25 protein-coding genes are annotated in these 22,918 nt (G+C 71.4%); 5 read left to right on the plus strand and 20 right to left on the minus strand.

All coding sequences use genetic code 11. The features are described from left to right. Positions 1–275: 275 nt before the first annotated feature. Positions 276–725 (minus strand): hypothetical protein, encoded by a 450-nt coding sequence (locus tag ACFOY2_RS43385; protein ID WP_379533980.1) that lies wholly within the window; start codon positions 723–725, stop codon positions 276–278. 220 nt (positions 726–945) lie between these two features. Next, positions 946–1,761 (minus strand): hypothetical protein, encoded by an 816-nt coding sequence (locus ACFOY2_RS43390; RefSeq protein WP_379533981.1) that lies wholly within the window; start codon positions 1,759–1,761, stop codon positions 946–948. 404 nt (positions 1,762–2,165) lie between these two features. Here ACFOY2_RS43390 and ACFOY2_RS43395 point away from each other — a divergent pair, with 404 nt between their 5' ends. The 3 genes from ACFOY2_RS43395 to ACFOY2_RS43405 are packed head-to-tail and all read left to right on the plus strand — an operon-like array spanning position 2,166 to position 4,554. Then, a complete protein-coding gene (locus ACFOY2_RS43395; RefSeq protein WP_379533982.1) occupies positions 2,166–3,083 on the plus strand; it encodes an ATP-binding cassette domain-containing protein in 918 nt (305 codons plus the stop codon). After that, positions 3,080–3,814 carry an ABC transporter permease gene (locus ACFOY2_RS43400; RefSeq protein ID WP_379533983.1) on the plus strand — a complete coding sequence of 245 codons (735 nt, stop codon included), beginning with the start codon at positions 3,080–3,082 and terminating at the stop codon, positions 3,812–3,814. The genes ACFOY2_RS43395 and ACFOY2_RS43400 overlap by 4 nt, the downstream gene beginning before the upstream one ends. Then, entirely contained in the window at positions 3,811–4,554 is a 744-nt protein-coding gene (locus ACFOY2_RS43405) for an ABC transporter permease (protein WP_379533984.1), read from the plus strand. The genes ACFOY2_RS43400 and ACFOY2_RS43405 overlap by 4 nt, the downstream gene beginning before the upstream one ends. 23 nt (positions 4,555–4,577) lie before the next feature. Here ACFOY2_RS43405 and ACFOY2_RS43410 read toward each other — a convergent pair whose 3' ends face one another. The 18 genes from ACFOY2_RS43410 to ACFOY2_RS43495 are packed head-to-tail and all read right to left on the minus strand — an operon-like array spanning position 4,578 to position 20,396. Beyond that, positions 4,578–5,132, minus strand: a complete 555-nt coding sequence (locus tag ACFOY2_RS43410; RefSeq protein ID WP_379533985.1) for an NAD(P)H-dependent oxidoreductase — start codon at positions 5,130–5,132, stop codon at positions 4,578–4,580. Next, a complete protein-coding gene (locus ACFOY2_RS43415) occupies positions 5,129–6,223 on the minus strand; it encodes an LLM class flavin-dependent oxidoreductase (protein ID WP_379533986.1) in 1,095 nt (364 codons plus the stop codon). Before ACFOY2_RS43415 ends, ACFOY2_RS43410 begins: the two co-directional genes overlap by 4 nt. Positions 6,224–6,235: 12 nt before the next feature. After that, on the minus strand, positions 6,236–7,480 hold the full coding sequence (locus tag ACFOY2_RS43420) for a cytochrome P450 (protein WP_379533987.1): 1,245 nt from the start codon (positions 7,478–7,480) through the stop codon (positions 6,236–6,238). Next, complete coding sequence (locus tag ACFOY2_RS43425) at positions 7,477–9,006, minus strand: AMP-binding protein (protein ID WP_379533988.1); 1,530 nt, start codon at positions 9,004–9,006, stop codon at positions 7,477–7,479. The genes ACFOY2_RS43420 and ACFOY2_RS43425 overlap by 4 nt, the downstream gene beginning before the upstream one ends. A gap of 8 nt (positions 9,007–9,014) precedes the next feature. After that, on the minus strand, positions 9,015–9,749 hold the full coding sequence (locus ACFOY2_RS43430) for a class II aldolase/adducin family protein (protein WP_379533989.1): 735 nt from the start codon (positions 9,747–9,749) through the stop codon (positions 9,015–9,017). Continuing rightward, positions 9,746–10,420 carry a 2-hydroxychromene-2-carboxylate isomerase gene (locus ACFOY2_RS43435; RefSeq protein WP_379533990.1) on the minus strand — a complete coding sequence of 225 codons (675 nt, stop codon included), beginning with the start codon at positions 10,418–10,420 and terminating at the stop codon, positions 9,746–9,748. The genes ACFOY2_RS43430 and ACFOY2_RS43435 overlap by 4 nt, the downstream gene beginning before the upstream one ends. Then, positions 10,417–11,322 (minus strand): acyl-CoA thioesterase, encoded by a 906-nt coding sequence (locus ACFOY2_RS43440; protein WP_379533991.1) that lies wholly within the window; start codon positions 11,320–11,322, stop codon positions 10,417–10,419. Before ACFOY2_RS43440 ends, ACFOY2_RS43435 begins: the two co-directional genes overlap by 4 nt. After that, positions 11,319–12,098 carry an alpha/beta fold hydrolase gene (locus ACFOY2_RS43445; protein WP_379533992.1) on the minus strand — a complete coding sequence of 260 codons (780 nt, stop codon included), beginning with the start codon at positions 12,096–12,098 and terminating at the stop codon, positions 11,319–11,321. The genes ACFOY2_RS43440 and ACFOY2_RS43445 overlap by 4 nt, the downstream gene beginning before the upstream one ends. Further along, on the minus strand, positions 12,095–12,967 hold the full coding sequence (locus ACFOY2_RS43450; RefSeq protein ID WP_379533993.1) for a beta-ketoacyl synthase N-terminal-like domain-containing protein: 873 nt from the start codon (positions 12,965–12,967) through the stop codon (positions 12,095–12,097). Before ACFOY2_RS43450 ends, ACFOY2_RS43445 begins: the two co-directional genes overlap by 4 nt. Continuing rightward, positions 12,964–14,067, minus strand: coding sequence for a beta-ketoacyl synthase N-terminal-like domain-containing protein (locus tag ACFOY2_RS43455; protein WP_379533994.1), 1,104 nt, complete (start codon positions 14,065–14,067; stop codon positions 12,964–12,966). The genes ACFOY2_RS43450 and ACFOY2_RS43455 overlap by 4 nt, the downstream gene beginning before the upstream one ends. Then, positions 14,045–15,067: a beta-ketoacyl synthase N-terminal-like domain-containing protein gene (locus tag ACFOY2_RS43460; protein WP_379533995.1), complete on the minus strand. Its 1,023-nt coding sequence runs from the start codon at positions 15,065–15,067 to the stop codon at positions 14,045–14,047. The genes ACFOY2_RS43455 and ACFOY2_RS43460 overlap by 23 nt, the downstream gene beginning before the upstream one ends. After that, positions 15,064–16,269, minus strand: coding sequence for a beta-ketoacyl-[acyl-carrier-protein] synthase family protein (locus tag ACFOY2_RS43465; RefSeq protein WP_379533996.1), 1,206 nt, complete (start codon positions 16,267–16,269; stop codon positions 15,064–15,066). Before ACFOY2_RS43465 ends, ACFOY2_RS43460 begins: the two co-directional genes overlap by 4 nt. A gap of 4 nt (positions 16,270–16,273) precedes the next feature. Continuing rightward, positions 16,274–16,528 carry an acyl carrier protein gene (locus ACFOY2_RS43470; RefSeq protein WP_379533997.1) on the minus strand — a complete coding sequence of 85 codons (255 nt, stop codon included), beginning with the start codon at positions 16,526–16,528 and terminating at the stop codon, positions 16,274–16,276. A gap of 21 nt (positions 16,529–16,549) precedes the next feature. Beyond that, positions 16,550–16,990 (minus strand): 3-hydroxyacyl-ACP dehydratase FabZ family protein, encoded by a 441-nt coding sequence (locus tag ACFOY2_RS43475; RefSeq protein ID WP_379533998.1) that lies wholly within the window; start codon positions 16,988–16,990, stop codon positions 16,550–16,552. Next, positions 16,980–17,306, minus strand: coding sequence for a hypothetical protein (locus tag ACFOY2_RS43480; protein WP_379533999.1), 327 nt, complete (start codon positions 17,304–17,306; stop codon positions 16,980–16,982). The genes ACFOY2_RS43475 and ACFOY2_RS43480 overlap by 11 nt, the downstream gene beginning before the upstream one ends. Next, on the minus strand, positions 17,303–18,037 hold the full coding sequence (gene fabG / locus ACFOY2_RS43485) for a 3-oxoacyl-[acyl-carrier-protein] reductase (protein ID WP_379534000.1): 735 nt from the start codon (positions 18,035–18,037) through the stop codon (positions 17,303–17,305). The genes ACFOY2_RS43480 and fabG overlap by 4 nt, the downstream gene beginning before the upstream one ends. An 11-nt stretch (positions 18,038–18,048) precedes the next feature. Further along, the gene (locus ACFOY2_RS43490) at positions 18,049–19,269 is read right to left on the minus strand and encodes a CaiB/BaiF CoA transferase family protein (protein WP_379534001.1); all 1,221 of its coding nucleotides are present in this window, start codon (positions 19,267–19,269) and stop codon (positions 18,049–18,051) included. A 2-nt stretch (positions 19,270–19,271) separates the two neighbouring features. Beyond that, the gene (locus tag ACFOY2_RS43495; protein WP_379534002.1) at positions 19,272–20,396 is read right to left on the minus strand and encodes a steroid 3-ketoacyl-CoA thiolase; all 1,125 of its coding nucleotides are present in this window, start codon (positions 20,394–20,396) and stop codon (positions 19,272–19,274) included. Between the two features lie 119 nt (positions 20,397–20,515). On the opposite strand from ACFOY2_RS43495, the gene ACFOY2_RS43500 reads away from it, so the two are divergent. Beyond that, a complete protein-coding gene (locus tag ACFOY2_RS43500) occupies positions 20,516–21,724 on the plus strand; it encodes a cytochrome P450 (RefSeq protein WP_379534003.1) in 1,209 nt (402 codons plus the stop codon). After that, the gene (locus tag ACFOY2_RS43505) at positions 21,724–22,917 is read left to right on the plus strand and encodes a cytochrome P450 (RefSeq protein ID WP_379534004.1); all 1,194 of its coding nucleotides are present in this window, start codon (positions 21,724–21,726) and stop codon (positions 22,915–22,917) included. Before ACFOY2_RS43500 ends, ACFOY2_RS43505 begins: the two co-directional genes overlap by 1 nt. The last annotated feature ends 1 nt before the right edge of the window (position 22,918 follow it).

Genomic DNA, 22,918 nt, shown 5'->3' on the forward strand with positions numbered 1-22,918 from the left:
GAGCGACGTGGGCGGGGTTCGCGGAGCCGGCGGTGCACGGCCCCAGCCCGATGCGGCTGGGGGCTGCCTTGCCGAGTAAGCGGCGAGAATGGATCATGCCGGTGACGCGAAAGACGTGCGGGGGGCGTACATCGCGATGAACTCGGGCGCGCTGAGCGTCACCAAGGTCTTCGCCTGGCCCACCACCGAGGCGGTGCGCGTACTCAAGCGGCGCCAACTGGCCGCTGCTCCCGAGGAGGGCCGTGCCATGCACGGATACATCCCTCTTCAGCGGCTTAGGTCTTTTCCGCGAGCCCTCGGCGGCGCAGCCGGCTGATCCACCCCTGAGCTGTGTGCGTGGGGACGTCGTAGTGCTTGGCGACGCCGGCGATGCTGCTGGCCTCGCTGTAAACGCGCTGCAACTCCGCGGGATCGGGCATCTTGCGATAGGCCCTGGCCGTGGTCAGGCCACCGCCCGCGGCCGGCGCCTGGGGAGCGGCACGCTTGCGGGCAACCGGGCGGCGGGCAGGCTCGGCCTCAGGCGGCTCGGGTGCGCTCGGCGCCGCCGCCGGCGGCGGGGGCGGCGTGACCGCGTGCGCACTCTCCGTGGGGGCGAATGCCCTGGCAAGGTATTCCAGATCGACGAAGGGCAGCGGGCCGCTCGCCAGGTCGGCACCCACCTGGGCACGCATGGTGAACTCCACCACGTGCGGCTGACCGTCGATGATCTCGACGCGGACAACCATGTCAGGTTTTGCCTCTTGGCCGTCCACTACGGGGGCGATGGTTATCGCGTATTGCTTTGTCATGGCATCTTCCACTATCTTGCCAGCTGACTCTGAACTCAAGCCTCGGACGAGCCTACGCCGGTACAGAAGTCTGGACTCCAGGCATCGCATACTCGAACCTGCATGCATAATAGCAGAGCCCATGTCCATGGCCATGGGAAGGCGCCAACCACAGCTGTTACGTGCAGCTCGAGCAGCTGGACCCCATGAGCAGCACGGCGAGCCTGGACAGCTCATAGCTTTCCGCCGCCCCCGGGCAGACGCTGAGCAGGCCATCCGCCTCAAGGACGGCCAGGTCACGCCGTACGACGAGCAGGTCCTGGTTGTACCGGCAGGCCAGCTCCTCCAGCGTCCGCGGCTCCCGGAGATCTTCCAGCAGCCCGAGGGAATTCCCGCCGACGACGGAGCGGAGGTCGCGGGCCGTGCACGAGCGGCATCTGTCCCAGCTCTTCGCGCTGAATGCCGGATAGAGCAGCACCACCGGGTCGGATACGAGCAGCACGATCCGATTGCACAGCAGGGTCGGCATGAGCACGAGACTGTCAAAACTGCCGAGCTCGGTCTGGCATCGGGTGTCCACCTCGAGGATCTCGCCGTCGAAATGGACAGAGACGTTGAGGTCGGCGAAGAGCGCCTGAAGCCCTCCCGTCGCGAGCTTGCGCATCCGATACCGCAGATCCGCTTCCAGGATGTGGCGTAAGTCCGTCCACGCATCCGCCTGGGCCAGCGGCATCTCCTGGAACGGCCGTGTTCTCGGATGGGCCATGCCGGACAGGAGCAGCCTGCACGGTTGTCTGCCGGGTGGCCGCGGCGTGCGGCCCATCGCCCGCCTGACCTTGCCCGGGCAGCTGATGTCGGCGAGCCCGAAAGGGTGGACGGGTGTGACGTGCACCTGGGCTTCAGGGCTCGATGCCACCTCACCGCGGCCGGCTCTCCAGCGATCGTCGAGGAAGCGCAGGCTTGCCAGGGCCGCCGCCCGTGGAGACAGCCCCATCCGAAACGTCATTTCATGTCGGCTGTCCAGCAGCAGTCGTACGGCCACTGGTCAACACCCTTGGCATTGGTGCGGTTCATCAGCCCGTGATGTCACACGTCCGCGTCTGTTGCCATCCAGACATGAAGCATGGCTGGAAGTCACAGAGATCCCCCGTTCTTGACCCACCGATAGCAGGTTCTCAAACGCCTCGAACTCACGTCAATCCCCGAAGAACCCCACGATAGGTTGTGCCTTCTGGGGATCTACGTTATTTCAAAAATCATCGTGAAATCTCACTTTATGCGATCAATCGATCACCTAGTGCAACATATCCTCACTCTAGGCATAAGCGTAGATAGTAGATACCATGTTTGTGGTTCTGTTATTGACAAACCGTTACCAAGACAGGATTGTCATCCACCATGACAGCCAGTGTTGAGCTGAGAGACCTCAGCAAGTCGTTCGGCGAAACCCTCGCTCTGGACAAGCTGTCCCTGGAGGTCGCCGAGGGCAGCGTGGTCGGCCTGCTCGGGCCCAACGGCGCGGGCAAGACCACCCTGATCAACTGCCTCACCACACTGCTCAAACCCGACGGCGGCACGGCACGCGTCGCCGGGTTCGACCTGGTCGGGCAGCCCGAGAAGGTTCGCGCGAGCATCGCGGTCACCGGCCAGTTCGCCGCCGTGGACGAGACACTCACGGGCCGGGAGAACCTCGTCTTCTTCGGTCGCCTGTTAAAGCTGTCAAAACAAGAAGCAAGAGACAGGTCGCAGAAGCTTCTCGAGCGCTTCGACCTGATCGACGACGCCGACAAGCCCACCAAGGGCTACTCGGGCGGCATGCGCAGGAAACTCGACCTGGCGGTGAGCCTGGTCGTCGAGCGTCCCGTGCTCTTCCTCGACGAGCCCACCACAGGGCTCGACCCCACCAGCCGCGACGCTCTCTGGGCCTCGGTGCACGAGTTGCGCGCCACCGGCGTGACCGTGCTGCTGACCACGCAGTACCTGGAGGAGGCCGATCAGCTGGCCGACAGGATCGCGGTCGTCGACCACGGCCGGCTGATCGCCGAGGGCACGCCTCAGGAGCTGAAAGAGCAGACGGGCGGCGGCGCGGTCTGCGAGGTGCGCATCGCCGACGCCGCCACCAGGGCCAGGGCGCTGACCGTGCTCGACCAGGCCGTCGAGCGGGACGAGGCGGTCGTCGTACCGGCGCCGGGAATCGGCACGCTGTCCACGGTCATCAAGGCGCTCGAATCCGCGCACATCGAGCCCGACGACCTCACCTTGCGCAAACCAACCCTGGACGACGTCTTCCGCTCCCTCACCGGGGGGTCGCGGTGATCCGTGAGACCGGCGTGCTCGTGGGCAGGAATGTGCGCATCTCCCTCAGCCGGCGATCGTTCTTCCAGCTCATCGTCAGCCCGCTGGTCTTCTTCGGCGGCTTCCACCTCGTGCTCAACCACCTGCTGAGCTCGCGTGGCGTGGACTTCGCCCAGTTCCTGACGCCCGCGATCGTCATGATGGCGATGGGGCTCGCCGCGGTCTCGACGGGCTTCTTCATCGCCAGGGACAGGAGCGAGGGCATGCTCAACCGGTGCCGCACGCTCCCGATCAACGGACTGTCCATCCTGCTGGCCAGGATCGCCACCGACGCCCTGCGCTGCCTCGTCCCGATCGCGGCGATCGTCGCGGTCGGATACGCGATCGGCTTCAGGTTCTCAGGGCTACCGGCCGCTGTCGGCTTCGTGGCGCTGGCCGTCGCCTTCGCCCTCAGCTTCTGTCTCGGCGCCGCCGCGCTGGCGTTGCGGTCCGACGATCCCGAGTCGATCGCCTCGGCGTTGTTCCTGCCGATGCTGCCGCTGCTGAACCTGTCGACCGTGTTCGCACCGCTCAGCGTCTTCCCCGACTGGCTCGAGCCAGTGATCAGGATCAACCCGTACAGCGCGACCGTCGACGCCCTGCGCGCACTGGCGGACGGGCAGCCGGTGTCGCTCGCACCGCCGCTCATCTGGATCGCCGCCTTGTGGCTGGTGTTCGGCCTGGCGGTCAGCCGAGCCTTCAGGAGAGCATGATGACCGAGATGGCCCTGCTGACCGGGCGTAGCATCAAGCGCTTCTCGCGCACCCCGCCGCTGATCATCATCAGCTTCGCCTTCCCGGTGGTGCTGATGTTCACGATCCTGCCCGTGTACGGGGGGCTGATCGGCGACGACTACATCCAGCGCTTCGCCCCGCTGATCGCCCTGTCCACGGCCACGTTCGGCATGTCGCCGAGCGCGCTCGGCCTGTTCACCGACTTCCGGTCAGGGATCTTCACCCGGCTGCGCACCATGCCGCTGAGCGCGGGTTCCACCATCACCGGCAGGCTCGCCGGCGACGTGCTGCGCATCGTCGCGGTCGCGGCGGTCACGATCCTCGTCGCGCACATTCCCGGATTCCGCTTCTCCAACGGCGTGCTGCCTGTTCTGGGGTTCTTCGCGGTGGTCGCCGTGTTCGGCGCCATGTGCACCGCGGTGTCGTTGCTGATCGCGCTGACCGCGCCCGACGCGGACACGGTCCAGGGCTCGCTGGGCGCGCCGACCACGCTGGCGTTCTTCCTGTCCTCGGGGTTCATCCCCGTCGAGGCCTATCCGGGCTGGATCCAGCCGGTCGTGCAGGCGAACCCGCTGTCCACCGCGGGCAACGCGCTCATCGGGCTGGCCTCCGGCGGTCCCGTGCTGGTGCCCGTGCTGCAGACGCTGGCCTGGGCGGTGGGGCTCGGCGGCCTGTGCGGGCTGCTGGCCGTGCGGGCCTATCGCAGGCGAACCGCCTAGAGCAGATGGCCGGAACCGCCGGGCTAGCCAGGCCCGGCGGTTTCGTGTGGGATACGCAGGGCTTCGATGACGGCGGGCAGCCCGTGGCGCAGCCAGCCGTCGATGTGCCGGTCCAGGTCGTCGAACTCGGCCTCGAGCACGCACAGCCCGGACCCGGGCACGCGCGCGCCGAGTTCGAGGAGCAGCGGCCCCAGGTAGTGGCCGACCACCGCGCGGTGCCTGGTGCTGGCAGCCGTCATCAGCGGCACGGCCACGGTGCCGCGCAGGCCGCGCTGCGGCAGCAGGTCCATGAACATCTTCAGCAGGCCCGAGTAGGCGCCCTTGAACGTGGGGCTGGCCACGACCACCAGCCCGCCCGGCTGACGCACGCCGGTGAGCGCGTCGTCCAGCGCGCCGGGCCGGCCGCCCTGGCCGAGCAGGTCGGCGGTGTAGTCGACGAGGTCGATGACGCGCGGCTCGTCCATCGGCCGACCGGCCTCGACCAGCGCTTCGCGCAGGCCGAGCGAGAACCTCCGCGCCACCTCGAGCGTGCGGGAATGGGGCTTCGGGTTGCCCACCACAGTGATCATCGCAGTCATGGACGCTCCAGGATGCCCCGGCGGCGCAGCAGCGGCATGACGCCTTCGGCGAAGGAGTACGCCTCCTCCAGGTGCGGCTGGCCGGAAAGGATCAGGTGGTCGGCGCCCGCCGCGTGGTATTCGGCGATCCGCTCGGCCACCTCCTCGTGGCTGCCCACGAGTGCCGCGCCCGCGCCCGGCCGTACCAGGCCGAAACCCATCCAAACATTGGGGTGGACGACCAGCTTGCCCGCGTCGCCGCCGTGCAGGGCGGCCATGCGGCGCTGCCCCTCGGACTCGGTGCGCGCGAACCGGCGTTGGGCGGCCTCGATCGTCCGTGGTTCGAGGCCGCTCAGCAGGCGGTCGGCCGCCGCCCACGCCTCGTCGGCGCTGTCGCGGCTGATGACGTTGAAACGGGTGCCGAGCTGAAGCGTCCTGCCGTGCTCGGCGGCGCGCTTGCGTACCTCGTCGAACATGACGCCGAGCTCGCCGGGCGTCTCGCCCCAGGCCAGGTAGACCTCGGCCAGACGGCCCGCGACCCGGCGCGCCGCAGGCGACGACCCGCCCAGGAAGATCGGCGGCGGTACGGCGGGCGGCCTGGCCAGCAGCGCCGCCTTGTGCCTGAAGTGGGTGCCGTCGAAATCGACGGGATCGCCCGGCCAGAGCCTGTCCAGCAGGTCGAGGAACTCCTCGGTCCGGTCGTACCTGCTGTCGTGGTCGAGCCAGTCGCCGTAGCGGCGCTGCTCGTCGGCCTCGCCCCCGGTCACCACGTTGAGCAGCAGCCGGTCACCGGAGATCCGCTGGAACGTGGCCGCCATCTGCCCGGCCACCAGCGGCGACATCAGCCCGGGACGCAACGCGATCATGAATTTGACCCGCTCGGTCTGGGCGGCCAGCGCCGCGGCCACCACCCAGGCGTCCTCGCAGAACAGCCCGGTGGGAGTGAGCATGCCGGCGAAGCCGAGTTGGTCGGCGGCGCGCGCGACCTGGGCGAGATAACCCAGGTCGGGTCTGCGCCTGGTCACCTTGGCGCCGGGCTTGTGGTCACCTCGCTCGGCGAGGTCCCAGCCGTCCCCGTGGGAGGGGAGGAACCAGTGCAGTTGCAGAGCCAAGACGGATACCCCTCAGTGAGCCGCCGTGTCGAAACGGACGGGCAGGCGGACGATGGCGTTCATGAAGGTGGACCGCATCCGCTCCGCCGGCCCCGCCCTGCGCAGAGCGGGCAGGTGCGGCAGCAGGGCGCTCAGCAGCTCGCCCGCCTCCAGCCTGGCCAGGTGCGCGCCGAGGCAGAAGTGCGGCCCTGTGCCGAAGGCCAGGTGCGGGTTGGGGGCGCGGCCGAGGTCGAGGCGGTCGGGGTCGGGGAACACGGCGGCGTCCCTGTTGGCCGAGATGTAGTAGAGGATGACCTTGTCGCCGGCGGCTATCCGCCTGCCGCACAGGACGGTGTCACGCCGCGCGGTCCTGCGAAACTGCATGATCGGGGTGACCCACCGCAGCAGCTCCTCCACGGCCGAGGGCACCAGGCTCGGGTCGGCGACCAGCCTGTCCCGCTCGCCGGGGTGGTCGATCAGGGCCTCCAGCGAGCCCGACACCAGGTGGCGGGTGGTCTCGTTCCCGGCGATGACCAGCAGCAGCCACAGCTGGCACAGCTCGGCGTCGCTCAGCCGCCGCCCGTCGGTCTCCGCCAGCACCAGCCGGCTGATCAGGTCGTCGCCCGGGTCACGACGCCTGCCGGCGAACAGCTCGCGCGCGTAGGCGAAGGCCTCGGCGAACGTGCGCCGGTAGACCTCGACCTGGCCGCCGCCGTAGCGGGGGTCGTCGAACCCGACGAGGTTGTTGCTCCAGCCGAACAGCAGCCCCCTGTCGGCGTACGGCATGCCGAGCAGGTCGGCCAGCACCAGCAGCGGCAGCTCGGCGGCCAGCTCGGCCACCGCGTCCACCTCGCCGGCCCTCACGACCCTGGCCACCAGGGCGTCGGCGTGGGCGCGCACGGACGCGCGCAGCGGCTCGACGGCGCGCGGGGTGAAGGCGGCGCTCACCGTGCGCCGCAGCCTGGCGTGCGCCGGGTCGTCCATGTTGACCAGGAGCCGGCGGTTGCGTTCGAGGTCCGCCTGGGTGCGCGGGTCGGCGAGGAACGCGCCTTTCTCGGCGGAGGAGAACGTGCCGGGGTCGCGGGATGCCTCCACGACGCCCGCGTGGGTGGTGACCGCCCAGTAGCCGGTGCCGCGGTGGCGGCGGACTCCCGTGTCGCCGTGCCGTATCAGCTCCGGCTCCTCGACCCAGGAGACCGGGTCCGCGACGCGGCGTCTGGTGAATTCGGCGTGCGGGACGCCGCGGGCGTAGGTGGCCGGGTCCGCCAGCAGGGTCATATGCGGCGCGCCTCCCCGCTCCAGTACGGCTCGCGCAACGCGGCACGGGCGATCTTGCCGGTCGGCTCCCTGGGCAGCTCGTCGACCACGTCGTAGGAGCGCGGCACCTTGTACCCGGCGAGCGAGGCGCGGCAGTGCCGCTCCAGCTCCTGCGGCGACGCCCCCGCGCCGGGTTCGAAGCGGATCACGGCCTTGACCTGCTCGCCGAACTCCGCGTCCGGCACGCCGAGCACGGCCGCGTCGGCGATCGCGGGGTGGGCCAGCAGCACGGCCTCCACCTCGGCGGGGTAGATGTTGACCGCCCCGGACACGATGATCTCCACGGACCTGGCGGTGAGGAAGAGGAAGCCGTCCGCGTCGAGGTGGCCGACGTCGCCGACGGTGAAGGTCTCGGGCGTGATGAACGCGGAGGCGGTCTTGCCGGGCGCCTGGTGGTAGTGGAACCCGGCGCCGCCCCGCTTACGGATGCCGACCCTGCCCTCCTGGCCGGCGGGCAGCTCGTCGCCATCGGGTCCGACGATGACGATCTCGCTGGACGGGACGGACCGGCCCACGCTACCCGGCTTCTTCAGCCACGACTCGGAGTCGATCAGCGTGACGATGCCGGACTCGGTGGCCGCGTAGTACTCGGTGAACACCGGCCCCCACCAGTCGATCATCGCCTGCTTGACGTCGAGCGGGCAGGGGCTGCCTCCGTGCCAGATCCGCAGCAGGCTCTCGCCGCTGAACGCCTCGCGGACGTGCGCGGGAGCGCGCAGCATCCGGATGAACTGGATCGGCACCAGGTGCGAGATCGTGACCTGTTCGCGGTCGATGAGCTCGAGCACCTCGCTCGCCTCGAACCGGCGGCGCATGATCAGCGAGCACCCGTTCAGCAGGGGGTAGAGCGAGAAGAACGTCTGCGCCGAGTGGTACCAGGGCCCGGCCAGCAGTGCCCGGCCTCGGCCGGGGATGCCGAGCCCCTGGCAGAGCTTGGCGGTGGCCTTGGCCACCTGCTCGATCGGGGCGCCGACGGTGAAGCGGGAGTTGACCACGCCCTTCGGCCTGGAGCTGGTGCCGGAGGTGTAGAGCAGCACGGCGCCGGAGCTCGCCGGGGCGGGCTCGGCGGTGACGAGCGAGTCGAGCGGCTGGAAGCAGGTGCCGTCCACGTCGATGCGCACCCGGACGAGCCGGTCGGCCAGCGCCACCGCCTCGCGGACCGCGTCCGCGTACAACCCTTCGGTGATCACGCATTCGGCCCCCGCGTCGTCGAGGATGTAGGCGATCTCTCCGGGCGTCAGCCGCCAGTTCACCGGCACCGCGACCAGGCCCGTGTGCATGCAGGCCAGCAGCGCCTCGTAGGTCTCGATCCGGTTGCCCATGACCAGGGCCACGCGGTCGCCGACGCCGAGGCCGGCCCCGGCGAAGGCGGCGATCCAGCGGTCCACCCGGCCGTCGAGCTCGCGCCAGGTCAGCGCGGCGCTCTCGTCGGCCACCGCGCTCTCCTCGCCGCGCTCCATCACCTGCGGGTACAGAAGTTCGGCCATGACTGCTCCTAGAGATCTGCTGCGGTGTTCAGCACGTGTTCGCGTACGGGCCGGAAGTTGAGCCGCGCGATCGCGGGAGAGCCGATCAGCTCACGCGCCGCCCTGGCCGCGTCGGCCTCGATGAGCTGGGGCTTGCCTGCCGCCTCCGCCAGGAGCTGGGCCTGGCAGCAGCGGTCCATGGCCAGGAACCACCAGGCGGCCTCCTCCACCGACCCGCCGACCGTGAGCAGGCCGTGGTTGGCGAGGATGACCGCTTTGTTGCCGCCGAGCGTGCGAGCGATCCTCGTGCCCTCATCGCCGTCGAGGACGACCCCGCCGTACTCGTGGTGCACGACGTGGTCCTCGAAGAAGGCGCAGGCGTCCTGGGTCAGCGGATCGAGCGGGCGGCCCAGCGAGGAGAACGCCCTGCCGTACACCGAGTGGGTGTGGGCGGCGGCGACCACCTCGGGCCTGGCCCGGTGGATGCGGGAGTGGATGGCGTATCCGGCCGGGTTGACCTTGCCCGACCCCTCCACGACCGCGCCCTCGCGGTCGACGAGCAGCAGGTCCTCGACGCGGACGTGGCCGAAGTGGCGGCCGAACGGGTTGATCCAGAAGTGGTCGGGCCGCAGCGGGTCCCTGGCCGTGATGTGGCCGCCCGCGCCCTCGTCGAAGCCCGCCTGGGCGAAGGCGCGCAGCGCGATGAGGAGTTGCAGCCGCCGGTGGTCGCGTTCCTGCTGCGGTGTTCTGCGGGCGGAGGTCATCCGCACCCTCCGGAGGTGTCGGTGTCGTACGGCGAGCCGGCCAGGACGGGCGGCTCGACCGGCGCAGCGGGCTCTCGCGCGTCCATCTCGGCCAGGAAGCCGTCGACTCGGTCGAGTCCCCAGAAGCGGTGGCGGCCCATGCGGAAATACGGGATGCCGAAAATGTCGTCCTCGTAGGCCCGGTACAGGCACTCGACCCCCGCCGCCCTGATCTCCGGGTCGGCCGCGGCCTGGACCACCGGGTCGACGGGAAGCCCGCAGCGGCGCGCGACGCCGGCGATCACGTCCTGCGTGCAGATGTCCTCGCCCCGTCCCCACCGTGCCGCGCACACCTCGGCGTAGAACTCCTGCGCCGCACCGAGCTCGCGGGCCCGCAGGAACGCCAGGTGCGGCAGCTCCCACCAAGGCTCGACGTCGACCGGCCAGCGCATGGACACGCCGAGCTTGGCCGCCTCGCGTTTGGTGTCGTAGAGCAGGTAGAGGTGCTTGGCCTTGCTCATCTGGGCGTAGTGGAAGGTGGCGCCGCGCGCGGTCAGCGCCTTGTCGGTCTCGGGGTCCGGGCTCCAGAACGGGACGAACTCCAGCTCCCGCGCCCGTGCGCCGAGCCGCTGAAGCGCCAGCCAGCTGTAGGGGCTCTGGAAGCAGAAGTGCACCCTCGGTCCGCGTCTCATCCCGCGCTCCTGCCGGTCAGCGCCGCGAGCACGCCGGCGTCGAGCTCGGCCAGCCTGCCTGCCTGCGGGCCTCGGCTGACCGCGTAGCCGTGCAGGATGTCGGCCGTCGCCACGTGCACGAGCCGGTCTCCGCGGGCCACGTGGCAGTCCATGCGCGCGTCGTAGCTGACGCCGCCGAGCACCTCCTTCACCCTGAAGGTGGTCAGCACGGTCTCCTCCATGTGCGCGTCGGCCAGCATCCTGATCCGGGACCTGGAGACGACCGGGATCCAGCCGCGCTGATCGAGCATGGCGCCCACGGAGATGCCGCGGTCGGCGAGGAACCTGTCGACGGTCTCCTCGAGCGTGCGCAGATAGCCGGAGTGCGCGACCCGGTCGGAGAAGTGGCAGTAGAAGTACGGGGCGCGCCACGCCCAGCCGAACGCGCCCGGCTCGCCGTCCAGCACCTGCTTCAGTGGATCGCCGTCCGGCGGCAGCGGCAGGTCCCGCCGGCCCTCCCCCGCCACCTCGTCCACGACCAGCGCGGCCACCTCGTCCGGCGCGCCGCCTGGCGCCTGTCGTACCAGCGCCACCGTGGCCTTGGCCCGGCACACGGTGCCGGTCGTGGTCAGCCGCACGGAGAAGCGGCCGGGAGCGACCTGGCGTACCTGGGCGCTCACCTCGTCGTCCACGTCGAGCACCGCCGGCAGCATCATCGAGCAGTCCGTCAGCTCCAGCCCCAGCCCGAACTCGTGGTAAAGCCGCCCGGGGCCCAGGCCCCGGTCGCGGAACCACTGCAGGACCGCGGCCTCCACCAGGTAGCCGAAGTGCTTGAACCCCACCCACGTGCGGATGTTCGCGCCCTCGTATCCGGGCCGCGCGCGCAGCGTGCTCGTCTGTTCGGCCCCAACGGTCAATGTCACTGGATCTCCTCTATCGTCAGCGGCGGGACGAACGACCTGACCCGCTCGGCCACCGACTCGACCTGGTTCACATGGCAGAAATGGCCGAAGGCGGGCTCGACCACCACCCGCCCGCGAGGCAGCCGGCAGCCCAGCGAGGCGGCGCGAGTGCCGCTGAGCGCGGGATCCCGCCCGCCCGCGATGATGAGCGTGGGGGCGGTCACGGCGGCCAGGTCCAGTTCGGCGGTGGCGAGGAACTGCTCGAACAGGGTGGTGAACCCGACAGGCCCGATCTTGTCCATCATTTTGGCGAGCATGCTCCGCGCGATGTCCGGCTCCAGCCGTTCGAGCCTCGGCCCGAGCCGCAGCTCCAGCCCGTCCTTGATGATCTGCTCGAAGTCGCGCCTGGCCCGTTCGAACACCGGCCACGTGATGGGCTGCCCCGGCGGGCAGTAGAACGGCGTGACGAGCACCGCGGTGGCTCGCTCAGGCCGTGGTTCGGCGGCCAGCGCCTCCAGCACGGCGTTGGCCCCGAGCGAGTGCCCGATCAGCAGGTCGGGCTCGTCGTCGAGGCCGGCGAGCGCGGCCCGCAGCCACTCGCCCGCGCGGGCCCGCCTGCGCCAGCCGTGGTCGGAGCCCGCCTTCCACGGCATCTCCGCCGCGTACACCCGCCAGGAGGGGTCGAGCAGCCGGACCAGCGAGCGCCAGCTGCGCCACTCGTCCTCCATGCCGTGGACCAGCACGACGAGCCGCCCGTCGGCGGCGTCGGAGGTCATCGAGTGCAGCGGCGGCCTCATGCCCGTCCCACCCACAGCTCTCGCCCGCCGTCCACCCGATCGCCGCAGATCACCCGCGTACGCCCGCCGGGCTCCAGCTCGGCGACCGCCAGCGCGGTGCGCAGCACGCCGGCCGCCCCGTAGGTGTCGCCCAGCTCCTTGACCGGCGCGCCGTCCCCGACGTCGACGGGATCCGCGGACAGCTCGAGCACGGCCTGCGCGCCGGGCGCGGCCGGCGCCGATCGCAGCACGAGGCAGGCGGCGGCGGCTCTGAGTGAGATGCCGGGGACCGCGCCCGCGCGGCTCGCGTGCAGCGCGGCGGCCACGGGGTCGCCGGGTTCCACGCCGACCACCACAACCTGCTCCGCCCTGCCGGATCGCAGCAGCAGGCAGCCGAGCCAGATCGCGTCCATGCCCGCGGTCGCGCCCGAGCAGACGGTCAGGTTGGGCCCGCCGTATCTGAACCAGATCGCGACGGCGCCGGCGATCACGTTGCTCGACGCGGTGGGGGCGTCCAGCGGGCTGACCGACCTGGCGCCGCGCTCGCGCGCCTCCGCGGCGATCCTGGCCACGGTGGCGGTGTTGCCGAGGTTGGAGGCGACCACGACGGCGGTGGCCGGGTCGGCGGGGTGGTCGGGGCGCGGCGCGCGGGGTGGGCGGCCGAGCGCCCGGTGCACGGCGCAGAGCGCGAGCCTGGTGGCCTCGTCCTTGGCCAGCAGGCCCTTCCTGCCGAGCAGCTCGTGGGCCTGCTCGGCTGAGCAGGCGGGCACGCGCAGGGCGCCGGGCAGCGCACGCTCGCCGTCCGCGCCGGGCACGTGCACGGCATAGGCGGTGACCGCCGCCGTGGCGGCCCTGGCGATCGTGCCGCTCATGGTCGGGGTCGGCTTCATGCGAGGCGCTCCAGCAGTGAGACGGCGTTGACGCCGCCGAAGCCGAACGCGTCGACCTGGGCGGTGACGACGTCGGCCGCGTGCGGCGCGCCATGGACCAGCCGCAGCCCGTCCGCCTCCGGCAGCGGGTCGCGCAGGCCGGTCACCGGCGGCACCAGGCCCATCTCCATGCTGTGCACCGCCATCGCGACGCTCAGCAGCGCCGATCCGCCCGAGGTGTGGCCGACCGCGCCCTTGACCGCGGTCACCAGCGGCCCCGGGCTGCCGTGCAGTTCGCGCAGCGCGGCCGCCTCGACCGGGTCGTTCAGCGCGGTTCCCGTGCCGTGGGCGTAGACGACGTCCACCTCGCCGGGGGCGCGGCCGGCCCGTTCGAAGGCCTGCCGCATGGCGCGCAGGATGCCCTCGCGGTCGGGTGCGGTCGGGTGCGCGGCATCGCAGGACAGGCCCGTGGCCAGCACCCGCGCCGTGCCGGGCCCCTCACCGCGGTCCGGCACCAGGACCAGGGCGGCGGCGCCGTCGCCGAGCAGCACGCCGCGCCGTTCCGCGTCGAACGGGCGTACCCGGTCGGCGGGCCGGTCGGCGACCCTGCCGATCATCGCGAGCATCGAGACCGTCATCGCGTCCGCGCCGCCGACGAGCACCGCCTCGGCCTCGGCCAGCTCGATCAGGTCCTGGGCGAGCGCGAGAGCGTGGCCGCCCGCGCTGCACGCGCCCGCGAGCGTGTGCACGGCTTCGGTCTGGGGAGCCGCCTGCCGTACGGCGTGGGCGAAGTGCAGCCGCTCGGTCGCGAAAGCGGAGCCGTCCTCGACGGCGGACAGCTCGCGCAGGCCGGTCCCGATCAGCGCGACGGTGCGCTGCCTGGCCGGATCGACGCCGGACCGGGCGAGGGCGTCGCGCAGGCACGCGGTGAGCCAGTGGCTCCCGTGGAACGCCTCGGGCCGATCGTCGTTGATCTCGTAGCCATGCGTGACGCCGACCGCGGCATGGTCCTGGTGGCGCAGCGGGGCCACGCCGTCCTCGCCGCGCAGTAACGCGGCGAAGGTGGCCGGACCGTCGCCGAGGCAGGTCCGTACGGCGCTACCGGCGATCCGCGCGGGCATCGCCCCGTCCCTTCACGACCGCGGCCGCGACGGCGCCGTCGGCCGCGCGGCCGGTGATCACGGCGAGTTCGCCGTCGCCGAGCCTGCCCAGCACGCCGGCCAGGGCGAGCGCGCCGGCCGCCGCCCCGCAGTGGCCGAACCTGTCGCCGGGGCCCGCCTGCGGGAGATCGCGCCCGGCCACGGCGGTGACCGCGTCGGACTCCGCCCGCTCGCCCGGCAGGTCACCGGTGGCCATCAGGTCGATCTCCTCCGGCCGCGCTCCCGCCCTGGCCAGCGCGCGGCGCAGGCAGCTCACCAGCGCGCCCCGGTCCTGCCCGAAACCGGCCGCGACGGCCAGCACCTCGGCGACCGGGGTCCGCTCCTGCGGGTCCTTCTCCACGACGAATACGGCCGCCGCCTCTCCCGCCGGCCTGCCGTGGGCGAGCTCGGCGGTCCAGGCCCGGTGCGCGGTGAACTCCTCCACGGCGCCTACCAGGATCGTGTCGGCGTAGCCACGGTCGAGCGCGTTGCTCGCGTAGCGCAGCGACTGCAGGAAGGCCAGCGAGCCGCCGGCGATGGTGGCGTTGACGCCCTTGAGCCCGAACCAGATGGCGGCCTGCCCGGCGGCGCAGTTCATCACCGTGTTGGGAAACAGAACCGGGTTGACCAGGTAGGGCCGGTCCTGGACGAGGGTCTCCCTGGAGTACTCCATGGTGGAGCGGAGGCTGCCCTCGGTGGTGCCGAGCACCAGGCCGACGCGTTCGGGCGCCTCCACCTCCACACCCGCGTCCGCCAGCGCCCTTCCGCAGGCCACGATGGCCAGCCCCGTGGCCCTGTCGAACGCGCTGGTGCCCTTCCTGCCCAGCTCGGCCCTGATGTCGAAGCCGGGGATCGCGCAGGCGTCCGGTCGTGGGAGGTCGTCGTGCAGCGCCGACATGTCGGCCCGCGCGGCGCCCGCCCCGGCCAGCGCCGCCGCCGTCGAACCGGCGGCCGTCAGCAGCCCGTATCCTGTGATCTTCACTCCACCGCCCCGAACACTGTGATGGCGTTGTTGCCGCCGAAGGCGAAACCGTTGTTCTGCGCGACCCGCACCTCGGCGGGCCTGGACGTCCCGGCCACCGGGTCGATCCACGGCATGTCGGGATCGGCGGTGCTCCAGTTGATCGTGGGCGGCAGGAAGCCCTCGGCGATGGCCAGCGTGGTGGCGATCGCGCCGAACCCGCTCGCCGCCCCCATCGTGTGGCCGAGCATCGACTTGATCGAGCTGGTCGGCGGGGTGACCGCGCCGAACACCGCGCGTATCGCCCTGGCCTCCACCAGGTCGTTGGCGCGCGTGCCTGTGCCGTGCGCGCTGATGTAGTCGACGTCGCCGGGTTTGATGCCGGCCTTGCGGTGCGCGATGCGCATGCAGGCCGCGATGTTCTCCTCGTTCGGCGAGACCATGTGGCCGGCGTCGCAGTTGACCCCGTAGCCGAGGACCTCGGCGTAGACGCGGGCGCCGCGGGCGGCCGCGTGCCCCGCCTCCTCCAGCACGAGCACGGCGCCGCCCTCGGCGGTCAGGATGCCGCTCCTGGTGGCGTCGAACGGCCGGCACTCCTTCTCGGTGAGCGCGCCGAGCCGGTAGAAGCCCGCGTGCGCCCACCGGCAGACGGAGTCGGCGCCGCCGGCCACCATCACCTCCGCCTCCCCGGAGGCGACGCAGTCGTAGGCGTACCCGATCGCGTAGTTGCTCGCCGAGCACGCGGTCGCCAGCGTCAGCGCCTCGCCGGCCAGGCCCAGCTCATCGGCCACCGCATAGGACAGCCGCTCGGCGGGAAGCTGCCTGATCGATGCGACGGACATGCCCGCCAGACCGCCGGCCATCTGCTGGTCCACCAGCGACTCGACGACCTGCGACTCGCCGCTGGTGGTGCCGATGACGGCGCCGGCCTCATCGGCCCACGCGCCGCCCGGCTCGAGGCCGGCGTCCTGCGCCGCCAGCCGGGCCGCGCAGGCGGCCAACTGCGCGCTGTGGCCCCAGTCGCCGGGGCTGATCCTGCGCAGGATCTCCTCGGGCCGGAAGTCGCGCACCTCGCCCGCGTGGCGGTGCGGGAAGCCGGAGGCGTCGAAGCCCGCGATGGGGCTGATGCCGGAGCGTCCCGCCCGCAGCGCGGACAGGAACGCCGCCACGCCGATGCCGATACTGGAGACAGGGCCGAGGCCGGTGACCACGACCCTGCGCATGCCGTCATTCCTCCCAGCCGGCATACCGTGCCACCACCTCGTAGACGGCCTTCAGATTGCGCATCTCGTTGAGCTCGGCCTGCGGGATCTCCACCTTCCAGCTCTTCTCGATCCTGGCCAGGATCTCGATCGCGCGCAGCGAGTCGGCGTCGTACTCCTCCACGAAGTCGCCGCCGTCGGCCACCTCCTCGGGCTCCAGCTCGAGGACCTCGGCGACGATCTCCCGCAGTTGCTCGAAACGCTCGCTGGACTGGCTCATCCGGTGCTCCTTCCATTGGGGCTATTTGCTCGGCTTGATGACCGCCATGAGAGAGGCGAAAGCGGCAACCCGGCGAGGGCCGACCCTGCTCTCGCCGCTGGCGAACGCGGCGCCGTCGATGACCTGCTCCAGCCGGACCAGGTGGCGGACCACGTCGCCGGGGCGCACGCGCGCCTCGATCCAGCAGTCGCGGGCCGCGGCGAACATCGGCAGCCCGCCGGCCGCCGACGGATTGGAGATCAGCCAGAGCAGCGCAGCCGCCTGGCCGAACGACTCGATGAGCAGGCCGGCCGGGTAGTCGAAGCCGGTGGCCCCGGCATAGCACGGCTCGCTCGCGCTGATCGTCTTGATGGCCTCGAGCGACTGTCCGGGCACCGCCGCCTCCACCCGGTCCACCAGCAGCATGGGGTGGCGGTGCGGCAGCAACGCGCTGATTCGCTCGTGGTCGAGGTCAACCGGCATCGAACACCGCCTTGATCGTCGCCGCTGTCACCCCGTCGGGGCCCTCGCACCGCGCGTCCACCTCGAATCCGGACGCGGCGGGCGTGATCTGCAGATGAAAGCGGAAGCCGTCGCCGCTCAGCAGCGGGCGCAGGAACCTCGCAGAACGCAGGTGCGTGAGATGGACGGGCGCGCCGGTCACGGCGGCCACCGCGCGCTCGACGTCGTCGATGATGAAGACGCCCGGGTAGATGGTCACCTCGGGGAAGTGTCCCGCCAGGTAGGGCAGGCCCGGGTCGACCTTCTTCTCCTCGGTGACGTGCCGCGTGCCGGTCACAGCACCATCCCCCCGTCCACCTGGATGACCTGCCCGGTGATGTAGGAGGCCCGGTCCGACAGCAGGAACGCGACCAGCTCGGCCACCTCGCCCGGTTCGCCGAAGCGGCCGAGCGGCACCTGCGACAGCGCCTGGGCGCGCAGCTTGTCGGGAAGGACCGCGGTCATGTCGGTCTGCACGAAGCCGGGGGCGACCACGTTGACCCGGATCCCGTACCTGGCCACCTCCTTGGCCAGCGACCTGCTCAGCCCGATGATCCCGGCCTTGCTGGCGGCGTAGTTGGACTGGCCGGAGTTGCCGTACACGCCGGCGATCGACGACAGGTTCACGATGGCGCCGTGCTTGCGCTTGATGAAGCGGAAGGCGACCGTCCTGCAGACGTTCCAGGTGCCGGACAGGTTCGTGTCGATGACCGCCTGCCAGTCTTCTGGCGGCATCAGCACGGTAGGGCGGTCTCTGGTGATTCCGGCGTTGTTGACCAATGCGGTGATCGGGCCGAGCGCCGCCTCGGCCTGCCGTACGAACTCCTCGACCGCGGCGGGATCACGCACGTCGCAGGCGGCGAAGAAGGTTTCTGCCCCGTGTGCCTCGATTTCTGCCTTCGTCTTGCGCACGGCCTCGCCGTCGGTGGTGGAGCAGCCTGCCACGCGGTGGCCGTCGGCGGCCAGCCGCAGCGCGACCGACCGTCCGATGCCGCGTGACACGCCGGTCACCAGGACACATCCGCTCACTGTGGCCTCCATCAGATCGCCCCCGACGCACGCAGCGAATCGCGGGCCACGGCGTCGAGGCCGAGGCCGTCGAGGATTTCTTCGGTGTGCGCCCCCGGCGCGGGCGCGCCGGTCCGCACCCGGGTCGGGGTGTGGGAGAACTTGACGGCCGGGCCGGTGAGCGGTGCGGTGGCGCCGTTGCTCAGCTCGGTCTCCTGCAGCATGTCCCGCTCGTGCACGTGCGGGTCCTTGGCGGCCTCGGCGAACGTGCGCACGCGCTGAGCGATCAGCCCGCGCGCGGTGAGCGCGGATTCGACCTCGGCGGCGCTGCGCCTCGCGCACCAATCTGCGACCAGCGCGTTCACCGCGTCCCTGTTGCTCAGGCGTTCGGCGTTGGTGGCGAAGCCGTCCGCCCGCGCCAGGCCGGGCCGGCCGATCGCCTCGGCGAGCGCGCGCCACTGCCGGTCGAGCGCGACCGCGATGTAGACGTGGCCGTCGGCGCAGGCGTAGCAGTTGGCCGGGACGACGAGCTCGACCTGGTTGCCGGTGCGCGGCGCGGCCGCGCCGCCCGCGGCCAGCGTGAGGTGGCCGTCGCTGGTGGCCAGTAGCGCGTCCAGCATCGAGACGTCGACATGCTGTCCCGCGCCTGTCGTGTCCCTGTGGCGCAGCGCGGCCAGCGTGCCGATCACGGCGTGCAGCGCGGCCACGTCGTCGGCCAGGAAGGTCGGCGCCCTCATGGGCGGGCGGCCGGGGTCGCCGTTGAACGCCATCCACCCGGCGGCGGCCTGGATGGCGGGGTCGTAGCCGGGCCGGCCCGCGTCGGGTCCGTACTGGCCGAATCCTGAGATCGACACGTAGACGAGGTCGGCCTTGACCGCGCGGCACTGCTCGTAGCCGACGCCCCAGCGCTCAAGGGTGCCGGGCAGGTAGTTCTCGACGATCACGTCGGCGGTGGCGGCCAGCCGCAGGAAGGTCTCGGGGCCGCCCGGTTTGCGCAGGTCGAGGCCGAGGCTGCGCTTGTTGCGGTTGATGGTCTGCCGCATCCAGGACAGGCCGGTCCCCGGCAGTTCCGGGGGCATCAGCCCCTCCCTGTTGCCGGGCATCTCCACCCTGATCACCTCGGCGCCCAGGTCGGCCAGTGTGCAGGTGGCCATCGGCCCGGCCCAGACCTTGGTGACGTCGAGCACCTTGATGCCGTCCATGGGCCCCGGCACGTCGTGCCGGGCGCGCGCGTAGAAGCTCTCGCGGTCCACGCTCAGGTCCTGACCAGGATGGAGGCGGTGCCGAGCGAGCCGCCGCAGCACATGGTGACCAAGGCGCGCTCCTTGTCGCGGCGTTCCAGCTCGTGCAGGGCGCTCACCAGGAGGCGGGTGCCCGAGCAGCCGAGCGGATGACCGAGCGCGATGGCGCCGCCGTTGACGTTGACCTGGTCCAGGTCCGCTTTGTGGGCTTCGGCCCAGGCCAGCACGACTCCGGCGAATGCCTCGTTCACCTCCATCAGGTCGAGGTCGCCGATGCTCATCCCGGCCCGGTCGAGAATCTTGCGCGTGGCCACGATCGGGCCGTCGAGCAGGTAGTACGGGTCCGCGCCTGTGACCACCTGGTGGGCCAGCGTGGCGCGGGGCGCGAGGCCGAGGGCGTTCGCGCGCTCGCGCGACATCCACAGGATCGCGGCGGCGCCGTCGGAGATCTGGGAGGTGGTTCCCGCGGTGTGCAGGCCGCCCTCGAGGACGGGACGGAGCCCGGCCAGCGCCGCGGCGGTGGTGTCCCTGACGCCCTCGTCGCGGTCCACGCCGTCGATGGGCGCGATCTCGCGGTCGAAGCGGCCCTGCCGCCAGGCGTCGGCCGCCCGCTGCTGCGAGAGCAGGCCGTAGGCGTCGGTGTCCTCCCGGGTCAGGCCCTCTCGCGCGGCGATGCGCTCCGCTCCGCCGAACTGGGCCTTGGGCGGATCGTCCCAGGGGTAGTCGTCGGTTTTGTAGTGGCCGGGTCCCTGGTAGAGGTTGACGCCGATGGGGACGCGGCTCATCGACTCCACGCCGCAGGCGATGCCGACGTCGATGGCTCCCGCCGCGATCAGCGCCGCGACGAGGTGATTGGCCTGCTGGGCCGAGCCGCACGAGACGTCGACCGTGGTGCAGGCCACCTCGGGATCCAGCCCGGTGCTGAGCCAGGCGTTCCTGGTCACGTTGAGGCTCTGCTCGCCCGCCTGGGTGACGCAGCCCCCGATGATCTGCTCGACCTGTCCCGGCTCGATCCCGGCCTCGCGGATCACCTCGACCAGCACGTGGCGCAGCAGCTCCACCGCCTTGCGCGCGGCCAGTGCCCCGCCCCGCTTGCCCATCGGAGTACGGAGCGCTCCGACGATCACCGGCTGCCCCACGAAACCTCCAGCAGTATCTTCTATTCAGTCCACTCGTATTTCACCTTAGCAGCGAAGCTCTCAAGATAGAACATACTCGGTTATTGCTGAACACTAGATAACAGTCGATACTAGAGTCCATGTCCACAGTCGTCTCCGGTCTTCCACCCAGGTTCGACGCGCTCTCCCCAGAGGTCGTGGCCGACCCGTACCCGTCCTACCGCGAGCTGCGCGAGGCCGGTCCGCTGTGCAGAATGGGGCCCGCCAGCTTCGGGGTCACCCGATACCGCGACGTGGCCTCGCTGATGCGCGATCCGCGACTGGGCAGCGAGTTTCCCGACAGCTATCACCGCATGTCGGCGGGCGAGGGCCCGGCAGGCGAGTTCTTCGGCCAGATCGTGCTCTATCGCGACCCGCCCGACCACACCAGGCTGCGCCGGCTGATCGGCAAAGCGTTCAGCCCTTCACTGGTGCGGGCCTTCCGCCCGCGTCTGGAGCGGATGGTCGACGACCTGCTCGCGGAGGCGGCCGAGGGCGGAGGGTTCGACGCGGTGCGGGATCTGGCTTTTCCCCTGCCCGTGATGGTGGTGTGCGCGCTCATGGGCATTCCCGCCGCCGACCACGACCTGATCCGGCCGCACGCGCTCAACCTCGGCAGGGCTTTCGCGGCGATCGTCCCGCAGAGCGACAGGGCCGCGGCCGACGAGGCGGTCCGCTGGCTGCGCGGCTACCTCGGCGAGGTGCTCGCGACCCGGCGCGCGGAAGCGGGCGACGACCTGCTGTCCAGGATGCTGGCCGCCGAGGACGGCGGCGACACGCTGAGCCACGAGGAGATCGTCGACAATGCGGTGTTCTCGTTCTTCGCCGGGTTCGAGACCACCACCAACCTCATCGCCACGGGCTGTGCCGCACTGCTGGAGCACCCCGATCAGCTCGGCCTCCTGCGCGCCGACCCCGGCCTGGTGCCCCGCGCGGTGGAGGAGTTCCTGCGCTACGACTCCCCCATCCAGGGCGTGGCCCGCATGGTGCGCGAGCCCTTGGAGGTGGGCGGGCGCACCATCAGGGCGGGACGCGTGCTGATCCTGCTGCTCGGCAGCGCCAACCGCGACCAGGAACGGTTCGACGATCCCGACAGCCTTCTGGTCACCCGCGATCCCAATCCCCACGTGGCCTTCGGCGGCGGCACCCACCTGTGCCTGGGCGCGGCGCTGGCCAGGGTCGAGGCGGACGTGGTCTTCCGCAGCCTGCTGCGGCGCTTCCGCGTGCTCGCCCCGGCAGCGCCGCCCACCAGGCGGACGGGCACGTTCCGCGCCTACGAGTCCATCCCCGTCGCGGTCGAGGCGGCCTGATGGTTCCCCGGTTCGACGTGCTCGACCCCAAGGTCATCGACGACCCCTACCCCTCCTACGCCGAGCTGCGCGCCCACGGCCGGCTGTGCCGGGTACCGCCGGCCAGCTGGGGGGTCACCCGCCACGCCGACGTGGCCGCGCTGCTGCGCGATCGCCGGCTGGCCAACGAGTTCCCCGCCGACGATCCCCAGTTCAGGATGGAGCGGGACCTGGCCGAGTCGGTGTTCAAGCGGATCATCCCCACCCGCGCGCCCGCCGACCACAGCCGGCTGCACCAGCTGATCGTCAAGGCGTTCAGCCCCGGCGTGGCCAGGCGGCTGCGCGGCCACATCGCCGAACTGGCCGACGAGCTGCTTGCCCCCGCGCTCGACACCGGCCGCATGGACGCGGCGGCCGACCTGGCCTTCCCGCTGGCCGCGACCGTGGTGTTCGAGCTGATCGGCATGCCGGTGCGGGCCCGGCAGGAGATCTGGCTCCGGTCCGGCGCGCTGGCCAAGGCGTTCACCCCCTTCCTCCCCGAGGGGGACAGGGCCGAGGCGGACGCGTCGCTGCGCTGGTTCCGCGACTACGTCCGCGACCTGGTCCTGCAGCGGCGCCCCGACGAGCAGGGCGACCTGATGGGCCGCCTGCTGGCCGCCGCCGCGGCCGATCCCGTCGCCTACTCGGTCGACGAGATCGTCGACAACGTCATGTTCCTCTGCTTCACCGGCTTCGAGACCACGATGAACATGGTCTGCACGGGCTGCGAGGCGCTGGCCCGCGAGCCCGGCCAGTGGTCCAGGCTGCGGGCGGAGCCGGCCCTGGCCGCCACCGCGGCGGAGGAGTTCATCCGCTACGACGCGCCCATCCAGTACACCGCCAGGCTCGCGCTGGAACCCATCGAGATCGGCGACCGGCTCATCCGCAAGGGACGCTCGGTCATCCTGCTGCTGGGCTGCGCCAACCACGACGAGGAGGTCTTCGAGCGGCCCGACCGGCTGGACATCACCCGCTCGCCCAACCCGCACGTCGGCTTCGGCGGCGGGGTCCGCGGTTGCCTGGGCGCGGTGCTGGCCAGGGTGGAGGGCGGAGTGGTCTTCGAACGGCTGGCCACCCGCCTGTCCTCGCTCGAAGCCGCGCAAAGCGCCGTACGGGTGCCAAGCGCCCTGTTCCGCTCCTTCTCCAGCATTCCGCTCGCCGTCACGCCGGCCTGAC

The sequence above is a fragment of the Nonomuraea purpurea genome (genome assembly GCF_042650645.1).
Lineage (GTDB): Bacteria > Actinomycetota > Actinomycetes > Streptosporangiales > Streptosporangiaceae > Nonomuraea > Nonomuraea purpurea.

Bases quoted from the DNA above. Each gene is read 5' to 3' on its own strand.
- ACFOY2_RS43425 (WP_379533988.1), bottom strand. From the start codon at position 9,006: ATGGCCGAACTTCTGTACCCGCAGGTGATGGAGCGCGGCGAGGAGAGC.
- ACFOY2_RS43470 (WP_379533997.1), bottom strand. From the start codon at position 16,528: ATGAGCCAGTCCAGCGAGCGTTTCGAGCAACTGCGGGAGATCGTCGCC.
- ACFOY2_RS43465 (WP_379533996.1), bottom strand. From the start codon at position 16,269: ATGCGCAGGGTCGTGGTCACCGGCCTCGGCCCTGTCTCCAGTATCGGC.
- ACFOY2_RS43420 (WP_379533987.1), bottom strand. From the start codon at position 7,480: ATGACCCTGCTGGCGGACCCGGCCACCTACGCCCGCGGCGTCCCGCAC.
- ACFOY2_RS43455 (WP_379533994.1), bottom strand. From the start codon at position 14,067: ATGCCCGCGCGGATCGCCGGTAGCGCCGTACGGACCTGCCTCGGCGAC.
- ACFOY2_RS43395 (WP_379533982.1), top strand. From the start codon at position 2,166: ATGACAGCCAGTGTTGAGCTGAGAGACCTCAGCAAGTCGTTCGGCGAA.
- ACFOY2_RS43410 (WP_379533985.1), bottom strand. From the start codon at position 5,132: ATGACTGCGATGATCACTGTGGTGGGCAACCCGAAGCCCCATTCCCGC.
- ACFOY2_RS43390 (WP_379533981.1), bottom strand. From the start codon at position 1,761: ATGGGGCTGTCTCCACGGGCGGCGGCCCTGGCAAGCCTGCGCTTCCTC.
- ACFOY2_RS43505 (WP_379534004.1), top strand. From the start codon at position 21,724: ATGGTTCCCCGGTTCGACGTGCTCGACCCCAAGGTCATCGACGACCCC.
- ACFOY2_RS43500 (WP_379534003.1), top strand. From the start codon at position 20,516: ATGTCCACAGTCGTCTCCGGTCTTCCACCCAGGTTCGACGCGCTCTCC.
- ACFOY2_RS43405 (WP_379533984.1), top strand. From the start codon at position 3,811: ATGATGACCGAGATGGCCCTGCTGACCGGGCGTAGCATCAAGCGCTTC.
- ACFOY2_RS43445 (WP_379533992.1), bottom strand. From the start codon at position 12,098: ATGAGGCCGCCGCTGCACTCGATGACCTCCGACGCCGCCGACGGGCGG.
- ACFOY2_RS43450 (WP_379533993.1), bottom strand. From the start codon at position 12,967: ATGAAGCCGACCCCGACCATGAGCGGCACGATCGCCAGGGCCGCCACG.
- ACFOY2_RS43385 (WP_379533980.1), bottom strand. From the start codon at position 725: ATGGTTGTCCGCGTCGAGATCATCGACGGTCAGCCGCACGTGGTGGAG.
- ACFOY2_RS43435 (WP_379533990.1), bottom strand. From the start codon at position 10,420: ATGAGACGCGGACCGAGGGTGCACTTCTGCTTCCAGAGCCCCTACAGC.
- ACFOY2_RS43475 (WP_379533998.1), bottom strand. From the start codon at position 16,990: ATGCCGGTTGACCTCGACCACGAGCGAATCAGCGCGTTGCTGCCGCAC.
- ACFOY2_RS43430 (WP_379533989.1), bottom strand. From the start codon at position 9,749: ATGACCTCCGCCCGCAGAACACCGCAGCAGGAACGCGACCACCGGCGG.